The sequence below is a fragment of the Variovorax paradoxus genome (assembly GCF_009755665.1).
GTDB classification, from domain to species: domain Bacteria; phylum Pseudomonadota; class Gammaproteobacteria; order Burkholderiales; family Burkholderiaceae_C; genus Variovorax; species Variovorax paradoxus_G.
On record NZ_CP046622.1, the window covers coordinates 201704 to 227045 of the forward strand.

Here is a 25342-nt window from a genome sequence, read left to right on the forward strand (position 1 = left end):
GAAAGGAGCATCAGTGAAAGCAGTGGTGATGAACCAGATTGGTGACGCCAGCGTGCTGGCGTATGTGACGCGGCCAGACCCCGTGCCCGGCCGTGGAATGGTGTTGGTGGAGATTGCGGTTGCTGGCGTCAATTTCATGGACATTGGCGTACGCCAGGGCATCGCGTGGAACGAGATGCCCAACCCGAAGATCCTGGGCGTTGAAGGCGCGGGCCGCGTGCTGGCCGTGGGCGAAGGCGTGAGCGGATTCGAGATCGGCCAACGTGTGGCCTGGGTCTACGCGCCCGGCAGCTATGCGCAGAAGGTCGTCATCCCGGCTTCATCGCTCGTGGCTGTGCCCCATGGCATCGACGACACGACCGCCGCCTCGGTGATGATGCAAGGCCTGACGGCCAGCCACTTCGCTACCGATTTCCATCCTGTACAACCGGGCGACATCGCCTTCGTTCACGCAGCCGCCGGCGGCCTCGGGCTGCTGCTGACCCAGATCATCAAGCTGCGCGGCGGGCAGGTCATCGGCCGCGTATCGTCGGCAGACAAGGTGGCGGTAGCCAAGGCGGCAGGCGCGGATCACGTGATCGTCGATACCGAAGGAAAGTTTGTCGAGCAAGCGCGGCAATTGTCTGGCGGCGAAGGCGTGCACGTGGTGTTCGACGGCTCTGGCCCGAGCACTTTTCAAGGGTCGCTCGACGTGCTGCGGCGCTCGGGGACCTTCTGCTGGTACGGCCCGGTGCTCGGCGGACCCGGTGCCATCGAAATCATGAGCCTGCCCAAGAGCATCAAGTTGGGCTATGCGGTTTTCTTCGATCACATCCGCACACCGGAACTGCTGCGCGCGCGCTCTGCGCGGCTGTTCGATTGGGTTGCCGAAGGCAAGCTGAAGGTCCACATAGGCGGCGTGTACCCGCTGGCCGATGCGGCCAGGGCTCACGCCGACATGGCGAGCCGCGTGACGATGGGCAAGCTGCTGCTGATGCCGTGAGGCTTGAGGGTCTTGCTGCTAAGGGGCGCCTTCGGTTTTCCTTAGTTGAGCCGGTCCATCCGCCATGCAGCTGGCGTGGCGCCGGTCATCTTGCGGAATGTCCGACCGAAGTGGACCGCGTCTGCAAAGCCGGTGGCGTCAGCAATATCCTGCAGGCATCTATTGGTATTCACCAGCAGTTCCTTGGCTCGCTCGACACGAGCCCGCAACTGCCATTGATACGGCGCGAGCCCGGTAGACGCCTTGAAGGCGCGGCTGTAATGCGAGAGCGACAAACCAGCCAGTCTCGCGAGTGTTGCAAGGTCCACTCTCGCCGGCATCTTCGCCTCGAGATAGCTCATGGCATCTTTGAGCTGAATCGCTGACAGCCCGTGTTCGCTTCCTTTGACCTCTTTGGGTCGTTCGAAGAGCCTTGCTGCAATCGCCGTGGTCAGCGAGTCACCATACAGCTGAGCGGTGGGATCAGAGTCGTTGATCGCGTCTGTAAGCAACTTGATCAACGTCCATAACCGGTCATCGGAGAAGCGGAGCCGAGGAACATCAATCGGTTCCAGTGAGTCGGGCATTTCAAGACGCTCTTGGAGCATGTCTACGTCGAAGGTGATCCCGCCGCACTTGAGATAGCAGGCATCTCCCGAATGCCCCCACAGCTCCATCTCCGCCGGTGCGAAATAGATAGGCCGAGGCCTGTAGACAATCGAATTCGGTACGTTGGGCGCCGACCTGAGCTCAGCACGGTGCCGTCCGACGTACTCGAGCTCGGCACCAATTCGAGCCGAGTCTTGATTCTTTTCGAGATGAAACAGGACTTTGCCCGTGCAGGTGTATTCAGTCAGGCTGACATTCATGCCATTCCAGCTACGAGTGGACAGCTTCATCATGGCCACGTTCTCAGGAAGTTCGAATTCGTTCGACATACGTTATGGGACTGCTTTCGACACCCCCCGCGAGGCGCGCTCGGCCATCTTCCCATGCCGTTTCGTGGTACGGTAGACCTGTAATCTGCGCATCAATGTCGCAGAACCAGGAACGCTGGTGGATATCGAAGAGCTAAGAACCTTTGTTGAAGTTGCCGATGCGGGAGGCATCACGGCGGCCGCCGCGCGTCTGGGTGTCGCCAAGTCCATCGTCAGCCGACGGCTCATCAGGCTTGAAGCGGGGCTGGGCGTTCAGTTGCTCGCTCGTACCACGCGAGGCGCTTCCCTCACGGAGGCTGGTGCGACGTTTCGTGACTATGCAGCCAGGGTGTGTGCAGAGATAGACGTTGCCCAAGAGACGATCCTGCCCGCTGGGGAACTTCGCGGCCGACTACGCGTGGCGGCGCCGCTGTCCTTCGGTCCGACCCACTTCGCGAAAATACTTGCCGAGATGGCCAATCGGCATCCGCAGCTTCATATCCAGACCTGCTACAGCGACCGGTTCGTCGATTTGGTCGCCGAAGGGTACGACTGCGCCATTCGCGTCGGTCATCTTCCGAACTCCACCCTTGTCGCTCGACATGTTGGACCCGTGAACGGGAGCTTGGTCGCAAGCCCTGCGTACATCAACGCGCACGGCGCACCTCAAACGCTAGACGAACTCCTTGACCACGAAGCACTGATGCAGGGCACGGAAAGCTGGCAGTTGATGGATGGAAACGAGGCCGTATCTGTTCGGCCCCAAGGCCGCTTCAAGGCAGACAACGGAATTGCGCTCGTCGCCGCGGCCGTGGCGGGTCTAGGCATCGGTTGCTTGCCTCTTGGACTCACGCGCCCCCATCTGGCGTCCGGGGCGCTGGTGGTGATCATGCCGCAGCATTCAACCAAGCCAGCAGGCGTATACGTTGTGCGCCCACCAGGTCAGCATCCCGCGCGAAAGATCAGGGTGCTGACAGAGATGCTGACGGACTACTTTAGGTTGTTTCCCGACTTCGACGATAACGTCCTCGTTGGCCGATAAGCGTCCGGCCTCTCGTCTTGAATGCGGCCGTAGTGTCGAGGGGCCACTGATCGACATCGCATGGAGAGACGCGAATCAAGCAACGGAGATCGCTACTTTCCCATGGAATGGCTTGCCGTCGACTTCACGGCGCTCGAGGACCGTGTGCGCCTGCGGAATCTGGTCGAGCGAGAAGGTCGCCCCGATGATCGGGCGGATGCGGCCGCTCTCCAGCAGCGTCTTGAGCGCGAGCAGTTTGCCCCGATTCTGGCGAGTGAAGACAAAGTGGTATTCGGCGTTCACGCCCCATGCCGCGACAAGGTTCTGAGGCGTGGCCAGGTCGACGATCGACACGACACGGCCCCCGTCGCTAAGCACATGAGGCGACTGGCTCAAGGTCGTCCCGCCGATCGTGTCGAACACCACGTTCACGCCCTTCTTCCCCGTCAGGCCGGCGATCTCCTGGACGTAGTCCTGGCTGGTGAAGTCGATGGCGTGGTCTGCACCCAGCTCGCGAACGAACGCCAGATCTCCGGCTTTGCAAGTCGTGAACACAGTTGCGCCCATCGCCTTGGCGAGTTGAATCGCGATGGAGCCAACACCACCGGCTCCGCCATGGATCAACACAGACTCGGCCGGATGCAATCTGGCTCGCGTGACAAGGGCCTCCCATGCCGTCCCTCCAACGAGGGTCGTGGAGGCCGCTTCTTCGTGCGTCAAGTTGGCAGGCTTTCGAGTCACCAGTGCCTCAGCCACGACGTTGTACTGAGCGTAGGAGCCTCCTTTCGGACCGAAGATCTGCGGCGTGTAGAACACCTCGTCCCCCACCGCGAAGTCGGCGACGCCGGGTCCCACCTTTTCCACGACGCCGGAGACGTCATGGCCGATGACGGCGGGAAGGGGGACATATGCCGGATAGTCGCCCCGGCGGATTTGATAGTCGAGCGGGTTGATGGCTGTGGCGAGCACACGCACCAACAATTCGCCTGCACCGGCTTCGGGGACTGCCACTTCCTGCAGCTCGAAGCTGTCAGGCCCGCCAAACTTCTTCAGAACGATCGCTTTCATCTCTGTAGCCTTTCGGGATTGCTCGATCGGGGTGATTTCACTGGGCCTGGTGATAGCCGCCAAAATGCTTGATGGGTGACCAGGCGGGCAGGATCTCGGGCAATGCCGGGGAAAGCGGCTGGTAGCCCTGAGCGCCGTAAACCACCCGGCCATCCATGACCGTCAAGACCGAGGAAATGGACTTGATCTGGGATTCCGCAACCGCAAAGTAGTCCCTGTCCAGCAGCGCGAAGTCGGCGAGGTGGCCGGGGGCGATCATGCCCATCTCAGATTCGGCGTTCAGGAACCACGACGCATTGCGCGTGAACAGCCTCAGCGCTTCGGCGCGCGACAGACGGTTGTCCTTGGCCAGTACTTCGGCCCCGGAGACCGACTTCCCCGTCACCATCCAACTGATGCCGACCCATGGATTGAACGAAGCCGCGCGGAAGGCGTCCGTGGTCATTGCCACGGGGATGCCGCTGTCGGCGAGCTGGCGCAGGCGCGGGGTCAGCATTGCCTTGTCACGGCCGTGGGTCTTGATGAAGGCCTCGCCGTGCAGCGCCATCTTGGTGTCCAGCGCGATGCCGCCGCCCAGCGCCTTGACCCTGGCGATGTTTGCGGGACTGATGGTCTCGGCGTGTTCGATGCTCCACCGCAGACCATCGAGCGGCATCTTCTCGTTGAGCTTCTCGAGCGCATCGAGGAAGGGCGTGATGTTCTCGTCGTAGGTGATGTGCTCGCGAAAAGGAATGCGCCGTTGGACCAGCTTGGCAATGTCCCGCTCCACCAGTTCCCGCATCTTGTGCGGCTCGATGACGACCGCCGGACGGTCGAAGTTCTCGTGGTCGTGCACCTCCACCGACAGCAACTCGCCAGCTCCCTGGTAGGTGTGGCCGTGGGCAAGGTGCGGGTGCAGGTTGTGCCCGGGACCGATCGGCGCAGTCTTCGTGATTGCCGTGATCTGCGCGTCCACCACGTTGAAGTCGGCGCCTTCCTCAAACTGGATGTCCACGAAGGGCATGCGGATGTTGAGGCGATTGTCGCGGGCAAGAGCATTCACGGTGGGCACGGCCTTGGGATAGCCGCGGAATCCCGTACCCGCATCGACGATGGAAGTGACGCCGACGCGGTTGAGACTGTGAATCGTCTGCACCAGGGAGCTCACCTCCTCGTCGAAGGAGAGCTGGGGGACCATGGCCTCCATGGCGATGAACGTGAACGTGTAGCCATGGACCACACCGGTGTACCTGCCCTGCGCGTCCTTCTCCAGCTCGGTGCCCGGCAACTGGGGGAACTTGTCGGTGCCCGCGCCGAGGGCATCCATCGCCTGCTGGTTCAGGAAGGCGCGGTTGTAGGCGTACTGCACGATGAGCGGGCGATTGGGGACGGCTTTGCGGAGTTCGTCCATGGTGGGAAAGCGCTTCTCCTCGAACTGGTAGGGAGACCAGCCGCCAATCACCTTGACCCAGTGGCCTTCCGGCGTTCGTCTGGCTTGCTCGCTGAGCATCGCCAGGGCCCGGCGCAGCGTTGGAACCCCTTCCCATCGCAGGGTGTAGTTGTATCCCCCCTCGTTGAGCACATGGGTGTGGGCGTCGATGATGCCCGGGATGAGCCGCCGGCCGCTGGAATCGATGAGCCGGGTGTTTGAGTTCTTCAAAGCCAGCACCTCGGCATCCGTACCGACCGAATAGATGCGACCGCTTTTGACGGCCAGGGCGGACGCCGCGGGTTGCGCGGGGTTGCCGGTGAAGATCTTGGCGTTGTGCACGATCAGGTCCGCGCCCGGGGCATCCTGTCTGGCTTGTGCATGGGCGTTGGTCAAGCCATTCGCCACTATCAGTCCGATCACGAGTATCAACTTCACTGCCATTCCTCATCGATGAATTTGAAAGAACACCGCGACGCGCCAATGCGATCGGGTTGAACTTCGCCGCGGTGTGCGTCGAGGAGGAGGATGCTGCCGTCTTGCTTCCGCACAGTCACTGATCGTTCTTGACGGCGGCAGCACGATTCGCTCATGGACAGCGCTTCGATCTCCGCTGCGGCTTTCGCCAGACGCCGGGTCGTCGCCGCCGCAAACGGGCCTGGCTGAAGCACACCTTCGATCCCGGGGCACTGCCTGCCTGTGCTCGGACCGGATTCGGCTGGCCGGCCGCCGAGTGAGCGATTTCGAACTGTCAGCCGCAAGTTCCGACAGTGACGGCCGACGTCGGCCTTGGCAGCATCCTCTCTCCGAGCTCTTCAATTCCTCAACGATGCGAAGGCGTCAAGTACTTCAAGGAGTTTTCCCATGTCCAAAGCGGGTCTCAACGCATTGCTTCGCCCTGAAGACAGCATCGTCGTTCTCATCGACCATCAGCCGTATCAATTCACCAACTTGAACAGCCACGACGCAACAACGATCGTCAACAACGTCGTCGGCCTGGCCAAGGGAGCAAAGGTCTTCAATGTGCCGACCATTCTCACAACGGTGATTGAAGAACGCGGTGGCTACATCATCAAGCAGCTGCAGGATGTATACCCCGACCAGAAGCCGATCAACCGCACATGGATCAACACCTGGCAGGATCCGCATGTCACGGACATCGTGAAGAAGAGCGGGCGGAAGCAGCTCGTCTTGGCAGCGCTGTGGACGGAGGTCTGCCTGGCGCAGCCGGCGATTCAGGCGTTAGGCGAAGGTTATGAAGTCTTTGTCGTGACCGACGCATCGGGCGGAGTCTCAGCCGAATCGCACGATATCGCCGTCCGCCGACTGGTCCAGGCCGGCGCGGTCCCCATCACCTGGATGGCCGTCGTCAGCGAGTGGCAGCGCGATTGGGCGCGAGAACAAACCGCGGTCGAGTTGGCAGGCGTGATGGCCGAGCACGGCGGCGCCAGTGGCATCGCATATGCCTGGGAGGTGCAGCTCCTCGCGTCTGCGGGAAAGGCGGCCACGCCGGGCATGTGAAGAGCAAGGCGGGCTTGTCTGCGACCAAGTCCCCCCGCGCATGCCGACAAGATTCCGAGATGCTCGGGCTTTGCCTTGCGCCGCAATGGCAGCGACAGCCTGAAAGAAGAAAACCATGAACTCACCCAACGACCTGCCGATTTCCGCCAGCGCCAACTTTCGCCGCGTCACCTTCAGGACGCGGGGCCATATGCACGGTCCGGTCACCCGATTGATGAGCCCATCGGACCTTGGTCACCTCCTCAAGCCCTATGTGTTTCTCGACCTGTTTGACGTCGACCTCCACGACCCGCGGGCAGGCTTTTCCATCCATCCGCACTCGGGGCTTGCAACGATCACCGTCATCACCGACGGCGACCTGCGATTCGACGATCCAGCAGACGGAACAGGTCACATCGGTTTCGGCGGCTTCGAGTGGATGCGCGCGGGCAACGGCGTGTGGCACGGTAAAGAGCTGTCAGGCGGGACGACACCGAAAGCAAAGGGGTTTCAGCTCTGGATTGCGTTGCGCCCCGACCTTGAGCACGAGGCTGTAGACAGCCAGTACGTTGAAGCCGAGCACGTACCGACTGTTGGACCCGCGCACGTGATTCTCGGCAGCTATGAAGGCGTCCGCAGCCCGGCTCGTGCCCCCGAGGGTGTGACTTACCTCCTGGTCAGGCTGGCCGCTGGCAGCGAGTGGACGTTTATGCCACCTCCGACAGAGCCGATCGCCTGGCTGGCGGTCTCGAGCGGTCATTTGATCGGGGACACGCCAGCCGATGCCGGCGAGATGGTCATTTTTGAGCAGGCACGCCAGCGCATCGACCTGAAGGCCAGCTCAAGTGGCGACGCAATCTTCGTGATCGGCTCCGCAACACCACATCCCCATGACTTGCATCTCGGGAGCTATTCCGTACACACCTCTGCAAATTCACTGGCGAAGGGCGAGGCCAACATCGAACGACTGCGGCGGCTCCTGATTGCCGCCGGCGACCGGCGAAACGCCAGCGGCACGGTCCCAGTCTTCAAGGACTGAGCATGTTCAGGTTCATCTCGCGCGTTCTTGCAGCCAGCATCTTTGCATCGTTGCCATCGAAGGCGGCGCTACCGCCAAGCCGACTATCGTCTTGGTTCACGATGCGTTCGCAGACTCGTCCAGCTGGAACGCTGGCGCCTCGATGCGCGCCAGCCACAGTCCGCTCGCAATGATCAACGCGCCACCACCCAGCGTCCATGCATCGGGCGTGGCTTGCCAGAATGCCCAGTCCAGCATGAGTGCCCAGGCGAGCGCGCTGTATTCGAAGGGAGCGATGGCAGCGGCCTGGCCGTGGCGGAAGGCTTCGGCTATGGCCATCTGTCCCAGAAAGCCGCTGATGGCCAAACCCGCCAGCACCCACGTGTGCTGAGCCTGGATCGGCACCCATTGCGGAGCCGATAGCAGGCAACCGCCCACAGCCATGCCGGCTGTGGTCCAGAAGACCAGGGCAGCGCTCGATTCAGTGCGGCTGATGAGCCGGCCCAGCACGTTCGACAGCGCGTAGCAGACTGCGGCCACCAGGATCGCCAGAGCGCCCACCGAGAGGAAGGCGGCTCCCTGCTCGGGCCGCAGCGCGATCACGACACCGAGGAAGCCCAGGCCGATGGCGATCCAGTGTCGCGGCTGGACCGACTCGCCCAGCATTGGCACGGCGATGAGCACCATCAGCAGCGGAGCGATGAACGTGAGTGTGTAGGCCTCTGCCAGGCCGAGGGACTTCAGGCCATAGACGAAGAGCACAAGCATCGTCATGTTCAGCGCGGTGCGCAGCAGGTGCAGGCGCCAACGCAGCCGACGGCTGAAAACGCCCGCTGCCTCGCGTCGCCATGCGATGTATACGCACACCAAGGGCAGAGCCGTGAGTCCGCGCAGCGCCATCACTTGCACGGGCGGGTAGTGTCCGGCCAGGTTCTTGAGCAGCGCGTCCATGCAGGCAAAGAAGGCGCAGGCCAACAGCATCGCGGTGATCCCGCGCAAAGTTCCGGTCGAGGACATGGTCGGTTATTTCGCGGCAGTAGCAGGGGGCACTTGTTCTTGACCGCCTGGCATGGTTGCTGAGAAGGTCCGCTTGTGGCCGTTCTCATCGCATAGATGCACAGCAATCAGGCAGCGCTACTCCCGGAACCAGATCTTGAGCGTCACATACATCGCATAGCCCAGGCCAAGCACCATCCAGGCAAGAAAAAACATGTTGGCCCAGTAATCACCGGTATCTGCCGCCAAGGTGTAGACCTGCAATCTGCAGGCCTTGCCGACGCATGGCACCTCACCCCGAATCAGCGCACGCAAAAACTCAAACAACAAGTAGCAGGCCAGGACAGAAGTCACGAGCAAACCCACCGGCCCTACAACTCCCTCGGTGCGTTGGCCGTTCTCATCCCACCGCCCCTTGCGAAGCAAGTTCTGCCCGAACCTGTACCAGGCAAATCCGAGCAGGAGCATCAGCGAGTAATAGATGGCGGCGCGCATGGCATCGAGTCGTTTTGCTGTGAGGAAGAAGAGCGTCGGCAGCATGGTATCCGACGAACAAGCGCGCATTGCCCGGCGAGAATCAGAACTCACCAGAGGTACCTACGCCGCCGCGCTTGGTTCTCAGCGCCTTCGTCCCAAGTTCTCGTTCCCCGTCTCGATCGTCCTCCGGCGCATCGGTGCAAGGACCAGCTTGGCGGCAATGCCAGCGCCGATCGACACGACGGCGGCCACCAGGAACACGCGGTCCCAGTTGCCGCCCGCGGCGAGTACCGAGCCGAGCGGCACGAACAGCGATGCGGTGCCCTTGGCCGTGTACATGGTGCCGGCGTTGCTGGCGGCATTCTTGCCGCCGAAGGTGTCGGCCACCAGCGCCGGAAAGATCGAGTAGATCTCGCCCCAGAACAGGAAGACGAGCGCCGCAAAGGTCATGAAGGCTGCGGGTTCATGGCCGTACATCTTCAGGCCGAGCAGCGCAAGCCCTTCGCCGACGAAGACCAGCAGCATGGTGTTCTCTCGGCCGATCCTGTCCGAGACAAAGCCGCACAGCGGCCGGGTGAAGCCGTTCGCCAGGTTGTCGATGGCAAGCGTCATGGTCAGCAGCGGCATCGACATGCCGAGGAAATGCATCGGCAACTTGTCGATGTGAAAGTCCTTCGCGATCGGGCCGATCTCCGCCGTCGCCATGAGTCCGCCGGCGGCCACCAGCACGAACAGCAGGTACGTGAGCCAGAAGACCGGCTTCTTCATCATCTGAGCAGGCGTGTAGTCGACCTTGGTCATGACCAGGCGGGTTTGCGCGGCCACCCCCTTGGGCGCGAAAGGCTTCACCATGAACATCGCGAGCACGAAGATGCAGCCTCCCTGGAGGATGCCGAAGTACACGAACGTGTGTTCGTAGCCCGTGCTCTGGATCATGTTCGCGATCGGGATCACAGTGAGCGCCGCGCCGGCACCGAACCCGGCCGCCGTCAGGCCCGCGGCCAGGCCGCGCTTGTCAGGGAACCACTTCAACGCGTTGCCCACGCAGGTGCCGTAGACGCAACCCGCACCAACGCCGGAGATCACGGCGGCTGTATAGAGCATGGTCAGCCCGTCGGCATAGGCGTTGAGAATCCAGCCCATCGCGGCGAGCACAGCGCCGGCGGCGACCACCGGGCGTGGCCCGAAGCGATCGACGAGCCAGCCTTCGACGGGCACCAGCCAGGTCTCCACGACGACGAAGATCGAGAAGGCAATCTGGATTGCGCCCAAGCCCCAGTGATGCTTGGCGTCCATCGGAGCAACGAACAGGGTCCAACCGTACTGCACGTTGGCGATCATCGCCATGCAGACGATGCCCAGCGCGAGCTGCACCCAGCGCAATGAACTGCTCGTAGTGGCGGTGGCGGGGATAGTTGTGGCCGTGGCGGCCACGTGGGGGGTGGTGGCGATGGCTGCGCGCGAAGGCGTGCCATCCCTGGGCTGAGGGATCATGAAAAGAACCTTTCCTTTGTCTCTTTTGTGGAGTCTGTAGTTGTGGAAAGCCATCGAATCGCCGCACTCGCATGCAATCGATCCGAAGGGGCAATGTCCGGGCGATCGCAAGAAAAGCTCTTGACCTGCGTCAAGATTGCCGCTGCCTGTCACAAATCGATGTGCATGCGCGTCTAAGAGGTGTTTCCCTCAACCCTCAAGCTACAAGGAGCTCGAAATGTCCTCAGCCCGACTCGACTACCACGCCCTCGCACCCGCCGCCGCACGCGCCGGCGCCCAGTTTTCCCACGCCGCCGGCAGTACGCTGGACAAGCGCCTGCGTGAATTGGTGAACTTGCGCATCAGCCAGATCAACGGCTGCGCTTTCTGCATCGACATGCACTGGGCCGACCTGCTCAAGCAGGGCATGGATCCGCGCCATGTCAACGCCGTGGCCGGTTGGCGCGAGGCGGTGCGCTTCTTCAGCGAGGCCGAGCGCGCCGCGCTCAACTGGGCGGAGGCCGTGAACGCGGTGCCGCAGCGCACGCCCAGCGACGCGGACTTCGACGCCGTGAGGCGGCACTTCAGTGATGCGCAGATCGCGGACCTCACGTTCGCGGTGGGCGCCATTCGCTCGTGGAACATGCTCAATGCCAGCTTCCACATGCAGGTGCCCGAAACGCCGTACGCGGTCGGCTGAATCCGGGCGGCGGGCAGCAAGGACCGGCGCCTCCATGGCGCGGCGGATGTGGCTTTCGCGTAAATTGCGCTCAAACCACAGGAGACAAAGCATGCCCGCCAATCCGCACTTCAACCGTTTCGGCTTGCGGGCCGCCTTGTACTCCTGTCTGGCAATGCTCGCCTTGACGAGCCGCGCCGCCGACTACCCGGCGCCCAAGGAGGGCAGCTGGATCGCGAAGGACTTTCGCTTTCACACCGGCCAGGTCATGCCGGAGCTGCGTCTTAACTACGTCACCATCGGCGCGCCCAGCGGCGAGCCGGTGCTGGTCCTGCATGGAACCGCCGGCTCGGCGGCAAGCATGCTGACGCCCGCATTTGCCAGCGAGCTTTTCGGCGTGGGCCAGCCGCTGGATGCCACCCGCTACTACATCATCATTCCCGACGGTCTGGGAACGGGAAAGTCGGCCCGCCCCTCCGATGGCCTGCGCGCCAACTTTCCCCGCTACAACTACGACGACATGGTGGATGCGCAGTACCGGCTCGTCACCGAGCATCTTGGGGTCAAGCACCTGCGGGCGATCGTTGGCAATTCGATGGGGGGCATGCACGCGTGGATGTGGGGCGTGAAGTACCCGAACGCCATGGACGCGCTGGTGCCGATGGCGTGCCAGCCCACCGAGATGTCCAGCCGCAACTGGATGATGCGGCGGCTGCTGACCGAGTCCATCCGCAGGGATCCGGAATGGAACAACGGCAACTACACCGCCCAGCCTCGCAGCGCCCAGTTTGCCTCCGTGTTCTTCGCCACGGCCACCAATGGCGGCAACCTGGCGATGTACAAGGCCGCGCCGACGCGCGCCCAGGCCGACAAGCTGCTGGAGACGCGCCTGGGAGCCCCCTTTGCTGCAGATGCAAACGACATCCTCTACCAATGGGAAGCCTCCGCCGACTACAACCCATCGCCCGGGCTGGAGCGCATTCAGGCTGCCGTGCTCGCCATCAACGCAGCCGATGACGAGCGCAATCCGCCTGAGACCGGCATCATGGAACGTGAAATGAAGCGCGTGAAAAATGGCCGCTACTACCTGATCCCGGCCAGCGACCGGACCACCGGGCACGGAACCACGGGCCAGGCAACATGGTGGAAGGCGCAGCTTGCGGAGCTGCTGCAAAAGGCGCCAAGACGAGGGTTGTAGGCCTGCGTCGTAAACGGAATCTTCGAGCGGGACAGCAGCTTCAATCGCACGTAGAGCTTGCTGCCAGGCTCTTCATGCGTCGATGTGAGCCGGACGCGCCGCATTGCATCAAAAGCATGGCGCTACGATCACCCATCTACCCACAAACCCAAGCGAGACAATTCCATGCCACTGAACCTCGACACCTCCTCGAGCCTTCCGCAAGACGCCGCGCGTGCCACGCTTGTCGGCCGCCTATGGCAACCCGGCGTCGGGCCGGTGCTGGTGGCCGTCCATGAGGGCGGGCTGCACGACCTTTCCCAACTCGCACCCACCATGAGCGACCTGCTCGAAGCCAAAGAGTCGCCGTCCGATGCCGTGCGGCGCGCGCTGCAGGGCGGCCAGGCGCCGCGCATCGCCTCGCTCGACGAGACCATTGCCAACAGCGACGCAACGGCGCACGACAAATCCAAGGCCTGGCTGCTTGCGCCTTGCGACCTGCAGGCCATCAAGGCCAGCGGCGTGACCTTCGTCGAAAGCCTGCTCGAGCGCGTGATCGAAGAGCAGGCGCGCGGCGACGCATCGCGTGCCGAGGCCACGCGCGCCGCGCTGGGCGGCGTGCTTGGCGACAACCTCGCGGGCATCGTGCCGGGCTCGGCCGAGGCCGCAAAGGTGAAAGAGGTGCTGCTGGCGCAGGGCGCATGGTCGCAGTACCTCGAAGTGGGCATCGGCCCCGACGCGGAGATCTTCACCAAGGCTCCGGTGCTCTCTTCGGTGGGCACCGGAGCCGACATCGGCATTCATGCCGCATCGGTGTGGAACAACCCAGAGCCCGAAGTCGTGCTTGCGGTCAACAGCCGCGGCCAAACATTGGGCGCTGCGCTCGGCAACGACGTCAACCTGCGTGACTTCGAAGGCCGCAGCGCGTTGCTGCTCGGCAAGGCGAAGGACAACAACGCTTCCTGCGCCATCGGTCCGTTCATTCGCTTGTTCGATGCGCACTTCGGCATCGACGATGTGCGCCGCATCACGGTCGCGCTCGAAGTCGTCGGCCCCGAAGGCTTCAAGCTCGAAGGCTCGAGCTCGCTCTCGAAGATCAGCCGCGATCCGCTCGACCTGGTGTCGCAAGCCATTGGCGTGCATCACGACTACCCCGACGGCCTCATGTTGTTTCTCGGCACGATGTTCGCGCCGACACAAGACCGTCATGGTCCTGGGCAAGGATTCACCCATGTCGTCGGCGATCGCGTTCGCATCGCCGCGCCGGAACTCGGCGCCCTCGTGAATCGCGTGGTTCATTCGGACCAGGCGCCACGGTGGACTTTCGGGTTAAGCGCGTTGATGCGCAATCTTGGTGGGCGCGGATTGCTGTAAACGTTCTTTCTACGCTTTAAAAGGAGTTGTACTCCTTTGTAATTCATAGGCAGCACGTAGCAATGTGTTGCTGTTGACCGCGCTTCGCGTTCCCCTCAAGATAACCATTGTTGATGGTTGTTAATAAAAGGGAGATGGCGTTGCCGCCAAGCGAGATCGAACTACTGCAGTCGCCTGTTGAAGGCCCGCTCCCGTGCGGCGAAGACCTCGAATACGACCCCGACTTCATGGCGTTGCAGCAGGCAACGACCGGAAAGCGGGAGCAGCAGTTCGGCTCGACCATCATTCCGGCCGAACCGCCCGACTGGGCTCGCGTTGAACGCATTGCAAAGCAACTGTGCCAGCGCACGCTCGACCTGCGCGTGCTGGTTCCGCTCACGCTGGCGTGGACCGAGAGCCGGGGGCTGCCCGGCTATGTCGACGGCCTGCGCGTGGTCGATGGCGTGTTGCAAAAATTTTGGGACGACGTGCATCCGCGCGTGGTCGATGAAGGTTTCGAAGACCCGCTGCCGCGCATGAATGCGCTGGCCGCACTGGCCGAAGCCGAGGGACTGGGGCGCAGCGTGCGCGATGCGCGCCTGCTCGAAGACGCCGGCGTGTCGATGAGCCTGCGGCAGGTCGAGGCACTGCTCGATTCGAGCAAGGCCGACCAGATCGATTACCCGGGCGGCATCGGCCGGCTGCGCGAAGTGGCACGGCGCGCGCAAGAAAAGGCGGCGCCGCCGGTGCTGGCATTGCATGCGGCCCTGGAGCTCTTGCAGCGAATTCGTGAGACCTCGGAGCGGGCCCTGGGCCAAAGCTGGGCGCCCGATTTTTCCAGGCTCGAACGTTCTCTTCGCACCGTGGTGCAGCTGCTGCCTGAGCAGGCCCAGCAGGCACTGGCCGATGCATCGGAAGTTGCGCAAGGCAGTGATGCGGCGCAATCGGCCTCGCCGGTGCAAGGCTCTGCCAGTGCTGCCAATGGTGCGGCTGGCCAGCGCGTAGCGGGCATTAAAGATATTGAAATATCGAATCGTGATGATGTGCAGCTGTTGCTGGAAAAAGCGTGCCAATACATGGAGCGCACCGAACCCAGCCATCCGGCACCCATGCTCATCCGAAGAGCGCAAAGACTGCTGGACCTCAACTTCTTCCAGATCATCGAAGAACTCGTGCCCGAGGGCTTGCAGAAGATAGAGAGCCTGGCGGGACGCCCGCTGAGTACCGGCGCCGAATAGAAGTGCCGGCCAATAAGTGGCAGGGCGGCAAGCAGCGCGGGAACGCAAGGTCAGATTAGTCAGAGGCAACTCCGACCCACACGCATAGAGATTCAAGAGGAAGCTTATGGCAGACAACCGTGTCAGAAACAGTGGTCAGAAGTTCATTGCGCGCAACCGCGCACCGCGCGTGCAGATCGAGTACGACGTCGAGATCTACGGCAGCGAACGCAAGATCCAGCTCCCCTTCGTGATGGGCGTCATTGCCGATCTAGCGGGCAAGCAGGTCGACCCGATGCCCGACCTGGCGGAGCGCGATTTCATGGCCGTGGACATCGACAACTTCGATGACCGCATGAAGGCCATCAAGCCGCGCGTGGCGTTCCAGGTGCCCAACACGCTCACGGGCGAAGGGCAGATGAATGTCGACATCACCTTCGACAGCATGGACGACTTCTCGCCCGCGCGCATTGCACGCCAGGTGGGCGCGCTGCAGCACCTGCTCGAAGCACGTACCGAGCTTTCCAACCTGCTGTCCTACATGGACGGCAAGAACGGCGCCGAGCAGCTCATTGCCCAGGCGCTGCAGAACCCGGAACTGCTCAAGTCGCTCGCGTCCGCGCCCAATCCGGCCGTAGCCAAGGCGGTGGAAGCGGCAAACGAGAAGTCGGGCGGGCCCGGCACCTCTTCCGAATAAGCAGAGCAAGCCGACAGGACGTCCATCATGAGCACCGCACCCAAACAGACAGCGCGCGCACAAGCCGCCACCATCGAAGCACTCGAGCCCAACGAGTTCTCCGACCTGCTGCAGCGAGAGTTCAAGCCCAAGACCGACCAAGCCCGCGACGCGGTGCAAAGCGCCGTCAAGACGCTGGCGGTACAGGCGCTCGAAAGCACCGTCACCATCTCGAACGACGCCTACCGCACCGTGCAGGCGATCATCACCGAGATCGACCGCAAGCTCTCCGAGCAGATCAACCAGATCCTTCATCACGAAGACTTCCAGCAGCTCGAAGGCGCATGGCGCGGCCTGCACTACCTGGTCAACAACACCGAGACCGACGAGCAGCTCAAGATTCGCGTGATGTGCGCATCCAAGCGCGAAGTGGCGCGCTCGCTCAAACGCCACAAGGGCATCGGCTGGGACCAGAGCCCGCTGTTCAAGAAGATCTACGAGGCGGAGTACGGCCAGTTCGGCGGCGAGCCGTTCGGCGCGCTCATCGGCGACTTTCACTTCGACCACAGCCCGCCCGACGTGGAGATGCTCGGCGAAATGGCCAAGATTGCCGCGGCCGCGCACTGCCCCTTCATTGCCGGCGCATCGCCGACGGTGATGCAGATGGATTCGTGGCAAGAGCTCTCCAACCCGCGCGACCTGACCAAGATCTTCCAGAACACCGAGCACACCGCATGGCGGTCGCTGCGCGAATCGGAAGACGCGCGCTACATCGGCCTGGCCATGCCGCGCTTTCTTGCGCGCCTGCCGTACGGTGCGCGCACCAACCCGGTCGACGAGTTCGAGTTTGAAGAAGAAACCGACTCGGCCCTGCACAACCGCTACACATGGGCCAATTCGGCCTATGCAATGGGCGTGAACATCAACCGGTCGTTCAAGCAGTTCGGCTGGTGCACGTCGATCCGCGGCGTGGAATCGGGCGGCGCGGTCGAGAACCTGCCCACTCACACCTTCCCGACGGACGACGGCGGCGTGGACATGAAGTGCCCGACCGAAATCGCCATCAGCGACCGGCGCGAGGCCGAGCTGGCCAAGAACGGCTTCATGCCGCTCGTGCACCGCAAGAACTCCGACTTTGCGGCCTTCATCGGCGCGCAGTCGCTGCAGCAGCCCGCCGAGTACTACGACGCAGACGCCACGGCCAATGCCAACCTGGCGGCGCGCCTGCCGTACCTGTTTGCATGCTGCCGCTTTGCGCACTACCTGAAGTGCATCGTGCGCGACAAGATCGGTTCGTTCCGCGAGCGCGAGGACATGGAGCGCTGGCTCAACGACTGGATCATGAACTACGTGGACGGCAGCCCAGGCACGTCGTCGCAGGACACGAAGGCAATGAAGCCACTGGCGGCGGCCGAAGTCCAGGTGGAAGCCATCGAGGACAACCCGGGCTACTACGCCGCCAAGTTTTTTCTCCGGCCGCACTATCAGCTCGAAGGGCTGACGGTGTCGTTGCGGCTGGTTTCGAAGCTGCCATCCAACAAGAAGGACAGCAGCTAGTTCAACGGTGTCCCGCAATCGGGCATATATAACTTTGGGGGTTAATCATGGCAGTAGACATGTTCATGCGCGTCGAGGGCGCAAACGGCGAATCCAAGGACTCGAACCATAAGGACTGGACGGATATCAAGTCGTTTGCATGGGGAGCGACGCAGCCTGGAAACATGGTCAGCGGCGGTGGTGGCGGTGTGGGCAAGGCAAGCTTCAACGACCTGCAGGTTCTTGCACGCATCGACAAGGCGGCCCCGTCCGTCATGAAGAACTGCGCAAGCGGCAAGCACCTGAGCAAGGTCGAAGTGTCGGTGTGCAAGGCCGGCGGCTCGCAGATCGAATACACCCGCGTCACGCTCGAAGAAGTGCTGGTGACCTCGGTGCAGTACACGGCCGAGCAGGGCAGCGATGCGGTGCTGGTGCAGTTCGCCTTCCAGGCCGCCAAGGTGAAGCAGCAGTACTGGGAACAGACGGACAAGGGCGGCAAGGGCGCCGAAACCGTTCTGGCCTGGAACATCAAGGAAAACCGGGAAGCCTGATTTCCGTTTTTTTGCCTGACCGACTCCGCGCGCGCCGCATGGCGGCGTGCCGCGGGGCTCCGGTCACCCGCAGATATTCACCGGCGGCCCATGGCCGCATGCGAGTCAATGAGGAAGTTTCATGGGCGATGGGTTTGCAGTGCTGGGCGAGCGCTCCGTGGCCGAGCACACCGAATGGGTACAGCGGCAGATCCGCGCGCAGCCCCAGAACGCCAGCCTGCGGCTTGCCCTCGGCCACTTTCTTGCGTTGCGCGGCGAATGGCAGCGGGCTGAAGACCAGCTCAAGCTCGCCGCGAAGCTCGATCCTTCTTTCGCTCCTGCCAGCGCCACCTGTGCGATGGCCCTGGCAGCCGAGCGCCACCGAACCGAATTCTGGAACGGCGGCCGTGCGCCAGCCGTCATTGCCGGCGGTGACGGTAACGACGACTGGGTCGCGGGGTTGATTGCCGCCGCCGCGCTGCCGCCCGAGCAGGCCACGCAAGCGGCCGACCTGCGCGAAGCCGCGCGCCAGGCGGCGCCCGCCTTGCAGGGCACCTTGAGCTGTGTCGACCGGTCCGACTCGCGCGCCGCGCAGGCTATTGACGGCGAGCCGGTGCAAAGCATCGAGTTCGCATGGCTTTGCGACGGCGACGTGCGTATTGGCGCCGTGCTCGAACTGCTCACGCCTTCAGGCTACGCATGGCTGCCGTTGCCGGTCGTGCGGCGCCTCAAGTTTTCGCGTCCGCAGCATCTGGTCGACCTGCTGTGGGCGCCGGCCGAAATCGTGCTGCACGACGGCCGCGGGCTCAACGGCCTGGTGCCTGTGCGCTACCCCGGCGCGCTCGATGCGCTGGAAGACGAAGCGGCGCTGGGCCGCCGCACCGACTGGCTGCCGCTGGCCGGTGAAGAGCAGTACGCCGGCGTGGGCCAGCGCACGCTGATCAGCGAAGCCGGCGACCATTCGCTGCTCGACATTCGCCTCGTCGAGTTTGCAGCTGCGCAGAGTGCTGCCCAGTGAGTTCACTCTTGCCAGCCAGCCGCTTGCCCATGGAGGCCGAGGGCGACCACCAGCAAGAAAGCGTTGCACGCGACCGTTTGCAGCCGGTGCTGCTCGACCGCCTGACCGACAAGCAGCCGCAGGCCCGCCAGGAGCGCGCGGGTGCGTTCCTCATGAGCGGCAAGCTGCTGCGCGACTCGGTGCTGCGCGACTTGCAGTGGTTGCTCAACACCACCAATTTCGGCGCTGACCACAACATCAACGCCATGCCGCGCGCGCGCCGCTCGGTCGTGAACTACGGCGTGCGCGGCTGGGCCGGCGGGCGCATGTCGGAAGTCGACTTTGCCGACGTCGAGGCCGCCATTCGCGCGGCCATCATCGACTTCGAGCCGCGCATCATGAAAGACAGCATCGACGTGCGCTGCGTGACCGACTCCACCGACCTGGAGCATCACAACCTGCTCGCGCTCGAGATCCGAGGCACGCTGTGGTCGGTGCCTTACCCCATCGAATTCATCCTGCGCTCCGAGCTCGACCTCGAAAGCGGCCACATGGTCCTTCGCCCGACGGGAGGGCTCTGATGGACGCGCGGCTGCTCGACTACTACAACCGCGAACTCACCTACATGCACGAGCTCGGTGCCGAGTTCGCGCAGCGCTACCCCAAGATCGCCGGCCGTCTGGGCATGCGCGGCATCGAGGTGAGCGACCCGTATGTGGAGCGGCTGCTCGAAGGCTTCAGCTTTCTCACGGCGCGCATCCAGCTCAAGATGGATGCGGAGTTTCCGCGCTTCTCGCAGCGGCTGCTCGAAGTGGTGTACCCGAACTTTCTTGCACCGCTGCCCGCCATGGGCGTGGTGCAGATCGACGGCAACCTGAACGAAGGCTCGCTGAAGGCCGGCTACGAGCTGCCCCGCCACACCATCCTGCGCGGCCGCATGATCAAGGGCGAGCAGACGGCCTGCGAATTTCGCACCGGCCATGCCGTGACGCTGTGGCCCATCAAGATTGCCGAGGCGAGCATCGGTCCCGTGCCGGCGGAAATTGCGCACGCCATGCCGGTGGTTGCGCGCCAGGCCAAGAGCGCCATCACCATCAAGCTCGAAGCGGTGGGCGGCGCCCGGTTTGCCGAAATGCCGCTCGACCGGCTCGAGTTTTTTCTTTCGGGCGCCGAGCTGCACGCTTTGCGCGTGCTCGAACTGGCGGTGCACCACAGCGTGGGCGCCGTGTGCCGCAGCGGCCCGGGCAGCACCGCGCGCATCGTGCCGCTGGGCGACGAGGCCATTCGCCACGAAGGCTTCGACCCCGACCAGTCGCTGCTGCCGTACGACGCACGCTCGTTCCAGGGCTACCGGCTGCTGCACGAGTACTTCGCGTTTCCTGATCGCTATTTGTTCTTCAGCGTGAAGAACCTGCGCGCCGCGGCCGCCGCCATGAGCGGCAGCACGATGGAAATCGTCATCCTGCTCGACCGTGCCGACAGCGACCTGGAGCGGGTCGTCGATGCGCGGCACTTCTCGCTCTTCTGCACGCCCATCATCAACCTGGTGCCGCGCCGCAGCGACCGCATTCCGGTGGGGCCGGGGCAGCATGAGCACCATGCGGTGATCGACCGCACGCGGCCGCGCGACTTCGAGATATTTACGGTGGAGCGCGTCACGGGCCACATGAGCAACGGCTCCGAGGAGCGGGAGTTCAGGCCGTTTCTCGGCTCTTTCGCGGCCGACGACGGCGACTTCGGTTCTTACTTTTCGCTGCGCCGCGAGCCGCGCCTGGTGTCCGACCGCGCCCGCGCGCAAGGCACCCGCACCAGCTACACCGGCAGCGAGGTGTATGTGTCGCTGGTCGACCAGCATGATGCACCGTTTCCGCACAGCCTGCGGCACATCACCATCGATGCGCTGTGCACCAACCGCGACCTGCCGCTGCTGTTGCCCACGGGGCTCGAGTCCGATTTCACCCTGCGCGTCTCGGCGCCCGTGCGTGCGGTGCGCATACTGCGCGGCCCGTCGCGGCCCTACCCGGCGTTGGCAGAGGGCGCGCTTACCTGGCGCCTCATCAGCCACCTGGGCCTCAACTACCTGAGCCTGACCGACGTCAATGCCGACCAAGGCGCTGCGGCGCTGCGCGAAATGCTCGATCTGTACGGCAACCTGGCCGACCCGGCGGTGCGCCGGCAGATCCAAGGCGTGCGCTCGATGGCGCTCGCGCCCGTGTTCCGCCGGTTGCCCGAGCCGGGCCCTATCGTCTTCGGCCGCGGCGTGGAGGTGGCGCTGAAGATCGACGAGGTCGCCTTCTCGGGTTCGAGCCCATATCTTTTCGGCGCCGTGCTGGAGCAGTTCTTCAGCCGGCACGTGTCGCTCAACGCGTTCACCGAGTTCGCGCTCTCCAGCCTGCAGCGCGGAGAAATCGCGCGGTGGACGCCGCGCATCGGACGCCGCCCCGCCGTATGAGCGCCCTGCACGCCACCGAAGCTTCGACGGCGCCGTCATCGGTGCCCGATTCGCCGGCCGCGGGCGCCCAGCAGCCCGCGCGGCGCGGCGCGCCAGAGGCCGATCCGGTCTTGTGGGCGCGCCTTGTCGACCAGCCTTTCGAGCATGATCTCTTCATGCTGCTGCGCCGGCTCGATGCGCAAGGCGGCCACCCTTTGCTGGGCCGCGCGCCGCGCCCGCTCGACGAGCCGCTGCGCCTGGGGCAGGAGCCCTCGATGGCGTTCGCGCCGTCGAACGTCTCCGGCGTGGATGTAGACGGCGACGGCCCGCCGCGCATCTCGATCTACGGCTTCGGTCTGTTCGGCCCCAACGGTCCGCTGCCGCTGCACCTGACCGAGTACGCGCGCGAGCGCAAGCGCCATCACAGCGACAACACGCTCAGCGCGTTTGCCGACCTGTTCCATCACCGGCTGATCCTGCTGTTCTACCGCGCGTGGGCCGATGCCCAATCGGTCAACAGCCTCGACCGCCCCGACGGCCATCGCTTCGTCGACTACGTGGCCAGCCTCATGAACATGGGGCAGCCGGGCCTGAAGGAGCGCGACCGCATTGCCGACCATGCGCGCACCTTCATGGCGGGACACCTGGTGCGCCAGACGCGCAATCCGGAAGGCCTGATCCAGATCCTGAAGCTGTACTTCGACGTGCCCGTGCGCGTCGACGAATTCGTGAGCGGCTGGGTGACGATCGACGAGCGGCAAGTGAGCCGGCTCGGTCTCTTCGGGCGCAACCACCAGCTGGGCGGCGGCGCGACCATCGGCCTGGCGGTGCGCGATGCACAAAGCAAATTCCGCCTTGAGCTGGGCCCGCTCTCGCAAGAAGAGTTCAGCGAATTCTTGCCGGGCAGCAAACGGCTGCAGCAGGTGGTCGATTGGGTGCGCCAGTACGTCGGCATCGAGTTTGCCTGGGAGCTGCGGCTCGTGCTCAAGAAAGAGGAGGCCCGCGGCATGCAACTGAGCGGCGGGCAGCGGCTCGGCTGGGGCAGCTGGCTTGGCACACGCCTCTCGGACACCGATGCAGGCGACATGGTGTTCCAGCCCGAAGCATTGTTTTCCCGTTCCGCATCGGCAGCTTCCGTGGCGGCTGAAGTTTCTTCCATGGCCTTATGACCGATATTCGCCGCGTCTCTCTTTTTTCCAAACTGAACCCGATGCTCTACAAGGCATTGGAGACCGCTACTGCGTTTGCCAAGCTGCGCGGCAATGCCTATGTAGAGCTGGTGCATTGGCTGCACCAGATACTGCAGCTGCAAGACAGCGATCTGCTGCGCATTGTCAAGCGCGCGGGCCTCAATATCGACGCGGTCGAGCAAGACCTGGTGCGCGCGCTCGACCGCCTGCCGCACGGCGCCACGTCGATCAGCGACATCTCCGAGCATGTCGACAACGCGGTGGAGCGTGCCTGGGTGTATGCCAGCCTTCGCTTCGAGGCCACTTCGATCCGCGGTGCCTACCTGCTCGCGGGCATCGTGAAGACGCCGGGGCTGCGGCAGGTGCTGTCGGGCATTTCGCGCGAGTTCGACAAGATCGTGCCCGACGTGCTCATTGCCCAGCTCCCCGCATGGACCGAAGGTTCGCCCGAAGACGATTTCGACGCCGCACCGCAAGGGCAGGGTGGCGGTCACGCGGCCCACGCGGCGGCTCACCAGGGCGACGGTGCGGCGGCCGGCGGCTCCGCGCTGGCCAAGTATGCAAGCGACCTGACGGTGAAGGCCCGCGCGGGCGAGCTCGATCCGGTCTATGGCCGCGACGACGAGATCCGCCAGATCATCGACATCCTCATGCGCCGGCGCCAGAACAACCCGCTGCTCACCGGCGAGGCCGGCGTGGGCAAGACAGCCGTCGTTGAAGGACTCGCTTCGCGGCTTGCGGCGGGCGATGTGCCGCCTTCGCTCAAGGACGTGTCGCTGTGGGTACTCGACCCCACGCTGCTGCAGGCCGGCGCGGGTGTGAAGGGCGAGTTCGAACAACGCCTGCGCCAGGTGATCGATGAGGTCGAGAAGAGCCCCAAGCCTATCGTGCTGTTCGTCGACGAAGTGCACACGCTGGTCGGTGCGGGCGGCACCGCCGGCACCGGCGACGCGGCCAACCTGCTGAAGCCGGCGCTCGCGCGCGGTCGGCTACGCACCATCGGCGCTACCACCTGGTCGGAATACAAGAAGTACATCGAAAAAGACCCAGCCCTCACGCGGCGTTTCCAGACCATTCAGGTGCATGAGCCTACCGAGCCCAAGGCCGTGGTCATGCTGCGCGGCATTTCGGCCGAACTCGAAAAGCACCACGGCGTGCTCATTCTCGATGCCGCGCTCGAAGCGGCCGTGAGCCTGTCGCACCGCTACATTCCCGCACGCCAACTGCCTGACAAGGCGGTGAGCCTGCTCGACACCGCGTGCGCGCGCGTGGCGTTGAGCCAGCATGCGCTGCCCGCCGCCATCGAAGACCTGCAACGCCGCATCGAGGTACTGGGCATCGAGCGGGGCATTGCGCAGCGCGAAGCCGCCATTGGTGTCGGCGAGGCGAAGCGCGTCGACGATATCGCGGCCGAAGTGGCCGCCGCGCAGGCGGAACTCGACTTGCTGGAAAAGCGGCGCGTGGAAGAAGCGACGCTGGTCGAGCGCATCGTCGCGCTGCGCAAGCAGTTGTCGCCCGCCGCCGTTCCCGTGCAGGCCGAGCTTGTGTCGGAGGACGTGGAGGGCGAAGACGCCGAGGCATCGGCGCAGGTCGAAGCCGCGCTGTCCGAGCCCGAGCGAGCACCCGAAGAGATTCGCGCCGAACTCAACCAGGCGCAAGACAAGCTCGCCCAGCTGCAGGGCGAATCGCCGCTCATCCTGGCTGCAGTCGATGCGCAGGCCATTGCCACAGTGGTGGCCGACTGGACCGGCATCCCCATCGGCCGCATGGTGCGCGACGACGCGCAATCGGTGCTGCGCCTGGGCGAGATTCTTTCGGCCCGCGTGGTGGCGCAGCCCGATGCCCTCGAAACCATTTCGCGCCGCATCCGCACCGCGCGTGCGCGGCTCGACAACCCGAACAAGCCGGTCGGCGTGTTCCTGCTTTGCGGCCCCTCTGGCGTTGGCAAGACCGAGACCGCGTTGGCGCTGTCGGAGGCACTCTACGGCGGCGAGCAGAACCTTGTCACCATCAACATGAGCGAGTTCCAGGAGTCGCACACCGTCTCCACGCTCAAGGGCGCGCCGCCAGGCTACGTGGGTTATGGCGAAGGCGGCGTGCTGACCGAAGCCGTGCGCCGCCGGCCTTACAGCGTGGTGCTGCTCGACGAGATCGAGAAGGCGCACACCGACGTGCACGAGATCTTCTTCCAGGTGTTCGACAAAGGCTGGATGGAAGACGGCGAGGGCCGGCACATCGACTTTCGCAACACCGTGATCATCATGACCTCCAACGTCGGCACCGACTTGGTCATGCAGCTGTGCGAAGACCCGACCCTGCGCCCCGACCCCGAGCCGCTGGCGGCCGCGCTGCGGGAACCCTTGCTCAAGGTGTTTGCACCGGCGCTGCTCGGGCGGCTGGTTGTGGTGCCGTATTACCCGCTGCACGCCGATGCGCTGCATCGCATCATCCGCCTTCAGCTCGACCGCATTGCCGCTCGCCTTGACGCGAACCACGGCATTGCGCTGCATTACGACGACAGCGCCGTCGAACTGGTGGCGCGCCGCTGCACTGCGATCGAGTCGGGGGGGCGAATGATCGACGCGATCCTCACGCACACCATTCTTCCGCGGCTGAGCGAAGAAGTCATTGGTGCCACGGTCAGCGCGCGCAAGCTCGCAAAGGTGCGGCTGAGCGCGGCGAACGACGACTTTCACTACGAATTTTCTGAACGCTGA

Annotated in this window: 22 protein-coding genes; 16 read left to right on the forward strand and 6 right to left on the reverse strand. The window is 63.9% G+C overall.

The window, feature by feature from the left end; genetic code table 11:
• Positions 1 to 28 precede the first annotated feature (28 nt).
• The gene (locus tag GOQ09_RS00940; RefSeq protein ID WP_242630952.1) at positions 29 to 982 is read left to right on the forward strand and encodes a quinone oxidoreductase family protein; all 954 of its coding nucleotides are present in this window, start codon (positions 29 to 31) and stop codon (positions 980 to 982) included.
• Between the two features lie 41 nt (positions 983 to 1023).
• Here GOQ09_RS00940 and GOQ09_RS00945 read toward each other — a convergent pair whose 3' ends face one another.
• Entirely contained in the window at positions 1024 to 1899 is an 876-nt protein-coding gene (locus tag GOQ09_RS00945; RefSeq protein WP_207309904.1) for an AraC family transcriptional regulator, read from the reverse strand.
• A 118-nt stretch (positions 1900 to 2017) separates the two neighbouring features.
• On the opposite strand from GOQ09_RS00945, the gene GOQ09_RS00950 reads away from it, so the two are divergent.
• A complete protein-coding gene (locus GOQ09_RS00950; protein WP_157611291.1) occupies positions 2018 to 2920 on the forward strand; it encodes a LysR family transcriptional regulator in 903 nt (300 codons plus the stop codon).
• 75 nt (positions 2921 to 2995) lie between these two features.
• Here GOQ09_RS00950 and GOQ09_RS00955 read toward each other — a convergent pair whose 3' ends face one another.
• Together GOQ09_RS00955 and GOQ09_RS00960 are read right to left on the reverse strand one after the other, a co-directional pair.
• The gene (locus GOQ09_RS00955) at positions 2996 to 3967 is read right to left on the reverse strand and encodes a zinc-dependent alcohol dehydrogenase family protein (RefSeq protein ID WP_157611293.1); all 972 of its coding nucleotides are present in this window, start codon (positions 3965 to 3967) and stop codon (positions 2996 to 2998) included.
• 37 nt (positions 3968 to 4004) lie between these two features.
• Positions 4005 to 5771: an amidohydrolase gene (locus GOQ09_RS00960; protein WP_242630953.1), complete on the reverse strand. Its 1767-nt coding sequence runs from the start codon at positions 5769 to 5771 to the stop codon at positions 4005 to 4007.
• 468 nt (positions 5772 to 6239) lie between these two features.
• Between GOQ09_RS00960 and GOQ09_RS00965 the strand changes: the two genes are divergently transcribed.
• On the forward strand, positions 6240 to 6896 hold the full coding sequence (locus GOQ09_RS00965) for a hydrolase (RefSeq protein ID WP_157611297.1): 657 nt from the start codon (positions 6240 to 6242) through the stop codon (positions 6894 to 6896).
• A gap of 115 nt (positions 6897 to 7011) precedes the next feature.
• Positions 7012 to 7914: a pirin family protein gene (locus tag GOQ09_RS00970; protein ID WP_157611299.1), complete on the forward strand. Its 903-nt coding sequence runs from the start codon at positions 7012 to 7014 to the stop codon at positions 7912 to 7914.
• Between the two features lie 96 nt (positions 7915 to 8010).
• Here the strand turns inward: GOQ09_RS00970 and GOQ09_RS00975 are convergent, their stop codons facing one another.
• From GOQ09_RS00975 to oxlT, 3 genes are all read right to left on the reverse strand, one after another.
• The gene (locus GOQ09_RS00975) at positions 8011 to 8910 is read right to left on the reverse strand and encodes a DMT family transporter (RefSeq protein ID WP_157611301.1); all 900 of its coding nucleotides are present in this window, start codon (positions 8908 to 8910) and stop codon (positions 8011 to 8013) included.
• A 117-nt stretch (positions 8911 to 9027) separates the two neighbouring features.
• On the reverse strand, positions 9028 to 9429 hold the full coding sequence (locus GOQ09_RS00980; protein WP_242630954.1) for a hypothetical protein: 402 nt from the start codon (positions 9427 to 9429) through the stop codon (positions 9028 to 9030).
• Between the two features lie 78 nt (positions 9430 to 9507).
• A complete protein-coding gene (oxlT, locus tag GOQ09_RS00985; RefSeq protein WP_157611303.1) occupies positions 9508 to 10860 on the reverse strand; it encodes an oxalate/formate MFS antiporter in 1353 nt (450 codons plus the stop codon).
• Positions 10861 to 11077: 217 nt separating this feature from the next.
• On the opposite strand from oxlT, the gene GOQ09_RS00990 reads away from it, so the two are divergent.
• The 12 genes from GOQ09_RS00990 (at position 11078) to tssH (ending at position 25342) form a co-directional block, all read left to right on the forward strand.
• Complete coding sequence (locus GOQ09_RS00990; RefSeq protein ID WP_157611304.1) at positions 11078 to 11539, forward strand: carboxymuconolactone decarboxylase family protein; 462 nt, start codon at positions 11078 to 11080, stop codon at positions 11537 to 11539.
• Between the two features lie 91 nt (positions 11540 to 11630).
• A complete protein-coding gene (locus tag GOQ09_RS00995) occupies positions 11631 to 12716 on the forward strand; it encodes an alpha/beta fold hydrolase (protein ID WP_157611306.1) in 1086 nt (361 codons plus the stop codon).
• 165 nt (positions 12717 to 12881) lie between these two features.
• Complete coding sequence (locus GOQ09_RS01000; RefSeq protein ID WP_157611308.1) at positions 12882 to 14069, forward strand: fumarylacetoacetate hydrolase family protein; 1188 nt, start codon at positions 12882 to 12884, stop codon at positions 14067 to 14069.
• Positions 14070 to 14203: 134 nt separating this feature from the next.
• Positions 14204 to 15286 carry a type VI secretion system protein TssA gene (gene tssA / locus GOQ09_RS01005; RefSeq protein ID WP_157611310.1) on the forward strand — a complete coding sequence of 361 codons (1083 nt, stop codon included), beginning with the start codon at positions 14204 to 14206 and terminating at the stop codon, positions 15284 to 15286.
• A gap of 106 nt (positions 15287 to 15392) precedes the next feature.
• Positions 15393 to 15962: a type VI secretion system contractile sheath small subunit gene (gene tssB / locus GOQ09_RS01010; protein WP_126746717.1), complete on the forward strand. Its 570-nt coding sequence runs from the start codon at positions 15393 to 15395 to the stop codon at positions 15960 to 15962.
• A gap of 27 nt (positions 15963 to 15989) precedes the next feature.
• Entirely contained in the window at positions 15990 to 17498 is a 1509-nt protein-coding gene (gene tssC / locus GOQ09_RS01015) for a type VI secretion system contractile sheath large subunit (RefSeq protein ID WP_157611312.1), read from the forward strand.
• A 47-nt stretch (positions 17499 to 17545) separates the two neighbouring features.
• On the forward strand, positions 17546 to 18028 hold the full coding sequence (locus tag GOQ09_RS01020) for an Hcp family type VI secretion system effector (RefSeq protein WP_126746719.1): 483 nt from the start codon (positions 17546 to 17548) through the stop codon (positions 18026 to 18028).
• Positions 18029 to 18149: 121 nt separating this feature from the next.
• The gene (locus GOQ09_RS01025) at positions 18150 to 19025 is read left to right on the forward strand and encodes a type VI secretion system accessory protein TagJ (protein ID WP_157611314.1); all 876 of its coding nucleotides are present in this window, start codon (positions 18150 to 18152) and stop codon (positions 19023 to 19025) included.
• 29 nt (positions 19026 to 19054) lie between these two features.
• Entirely contained in the window at positions 19055 to 19585 is a 531-nt protein-coding gene (gene tssE, locus GOQ09_RS01030; protein WP_157616536.1) for a type VI secretion system baseplate subunit TssE, read from the forward strand.
• Positions 19585 to 21456: a type VI secretion system baseplate subunit TssF gene (gene tssF / locus GOQ09_RS01035; RefSeq protein WP_157611316.1), complete on the forward strand. Its 1872-nt coding sequence runs from the start codon at positions 19585 to 19587 to the stop codon at positions 21454 to 21456. The genes tssE and tssF overlap by 1 nt, the downstream gene beginning before the upstream one ends.
• Positions 21453 to 22604: a type VI secretion system baseplate subunit TssG gene (gene tssG / locus GOQ09_RS01040; RefSeq protein ID WP_157611318.1), complete on the forward strand. Its 1152-nt coding sequence runs from the start codon at positions 21453 to 21455 to the stop codon at positions 22602 to 22604. Before tssF ends, tssG begins: the two co-directional genes overlap by 4 nt.
• The gene (gene tssH, locus GOQ09_RS01045) at positions 22601 to 25342 is read left to right on the forward strand and encodes a type VI secretion system ATPase TssH (protein ID WP_157611320.1); all 2742 of its coding nucleotides are present in this window, start codon (positions 22601 to 22603) and stop codon (positions 25340 to 25342) included. Before tssG ends, tssH begins: the two co-directional genes overlap by 4 nt.

Bases quoted from the DNA above. Each gene is read 5' to 3' on its own strand.
- GOQ09_RS00995 (WP_157611306.1), top strand. From the start codon at position 11,631: ATGCCCGCCAATCCGCACTTCAACCGTTTCGGCTTGCGGGCCGCCTTG.
- tssC (WP_157611312.1), top strand. From the start codon at position 15,990: ATGAGCACCGCACCCAAACAGACAGCGCGCGCACAAGCCGCCACCATC.
- GOQ09_RS01020 (WP_126746719.1), top strand. From the start codon at position 17,546: ATGGCAGTAGACATGTTCATGCGCGTCGAGGGCGCAAACGGCGAATCC.
- GOQ09_RS00945 (WP_207309904.1), bottom strand. From the start codon at position 1,899: ATGTCGAACGAATTCGAACTTCCTGAGAACGTGGCCATGATGAAGCTG.
- tssA (WP_157611310.1), top strand. From the start codon at position 14,204: ATGGCGTTGCCGCCAAGCGAGATCGAACTACTGCAGTCGCCTGTTGAA.
- tssH (WP_157611320.1), top strand. From the start codon at position 22,601: ATGACCGATATTCGCCGCGTCTCTCTTTTTTCCAAACTGAACCCGATG.
- GOQ09_RS01000 (WP_157611308.1), top strand. From the start codon at position 12,882: ATGCCACTGAACCTCGACACCTCCTCGAGCCTTCCGCAAGACGCCGCG.
- GOQ09_RS00975 (WP_157611301.1), bottom strand. From the start codon at position 8,910: ATGTCCTCGACCGGAACTTTGCGCGGGATCACCGCGATGCTGTTGGCC.
- GOQ09_RS00970 (WP_157611299.1), top strand. From the start codon at position 7,012: ATGAACTCACCCAACGACCTGCCGATTTCCGCCAGCGCCAACTTTCGC.
- GOQ09_RS00965 (WP_157611297.1), top strand. From the start codon at position 6,240: ATGTCCAAAGCGGGTCTCAACGCATTGCTTCGCCCTGAAGACAGCATC.
- tssB (WP_126746717.1), top strand. From the start codon at position 15,393: ATGGCAGACAACCGTGTCAGAAACAGTGGTCAGAAGTTCATTGCGCGC.
- GOQ09_RS00980 (WP_242630954.1), bottom strand. From the start codon at position 9,429: ATGCTGCCGACGCTCTTCTTCCTCACAGCAAAACGACTCGATGCCATG.
- tssF (WP_157611316.1), top strand. From the start codon at position 19,585: ATGGACGCGCGGCTGCTCGACTACTACAACCGCGAACTCACCTACATG.
- GOQ09_RS00990 (WP_157611304.1), top strand. From the start codon at position 11,078: ATGTCCTCAGCCCGACTCGACTACCACGCCCTCGCACCCGCCGCCGCA.
- GOQ09_RS00955 (WP_157611293.1), bottom strand. From the start codon at position 3,967: ATGAAAGCGATCGTTCTGAAGAAGTTTGGCGGGCCTGACAGCTTCGAG.
- GOQ09_RS01025 (WP_157611314.1), top strand. From the start codon at position 18,150: ATGGGCGATGGGTTTGCAGTGCTGGGCGAGCGCTCCGTGGCCGAGCAC.
- tssE (WP_157616536.1), top strand. From the start codon at position 19,055: ATGGAGGCCGAGGGCGACCACCAGCAAGAAAGCGTTGCACGCGACCGT.
- oxlT (WP_157611303.1), bottom strand. From the start codon at position 10,860: ATGATCCCTCAGCCCAGGGATGGCACGCCTTCGCGCGCAGCCATCGCC.
- tssG (WP_157611318.1), top strand. From the start codon at position 21,453: ATGAGCGCCCTGCACGCCACCGAAGCTTCGACGGCGCCGTCATCGGTG.
- GOQ09_RS00940 (WP_242630952.1), top strand. From the start codon at position 29: ATGAACCAGATTGGTGACGCCAGCGTGCTGGCGTATGTGACGCGGCCA.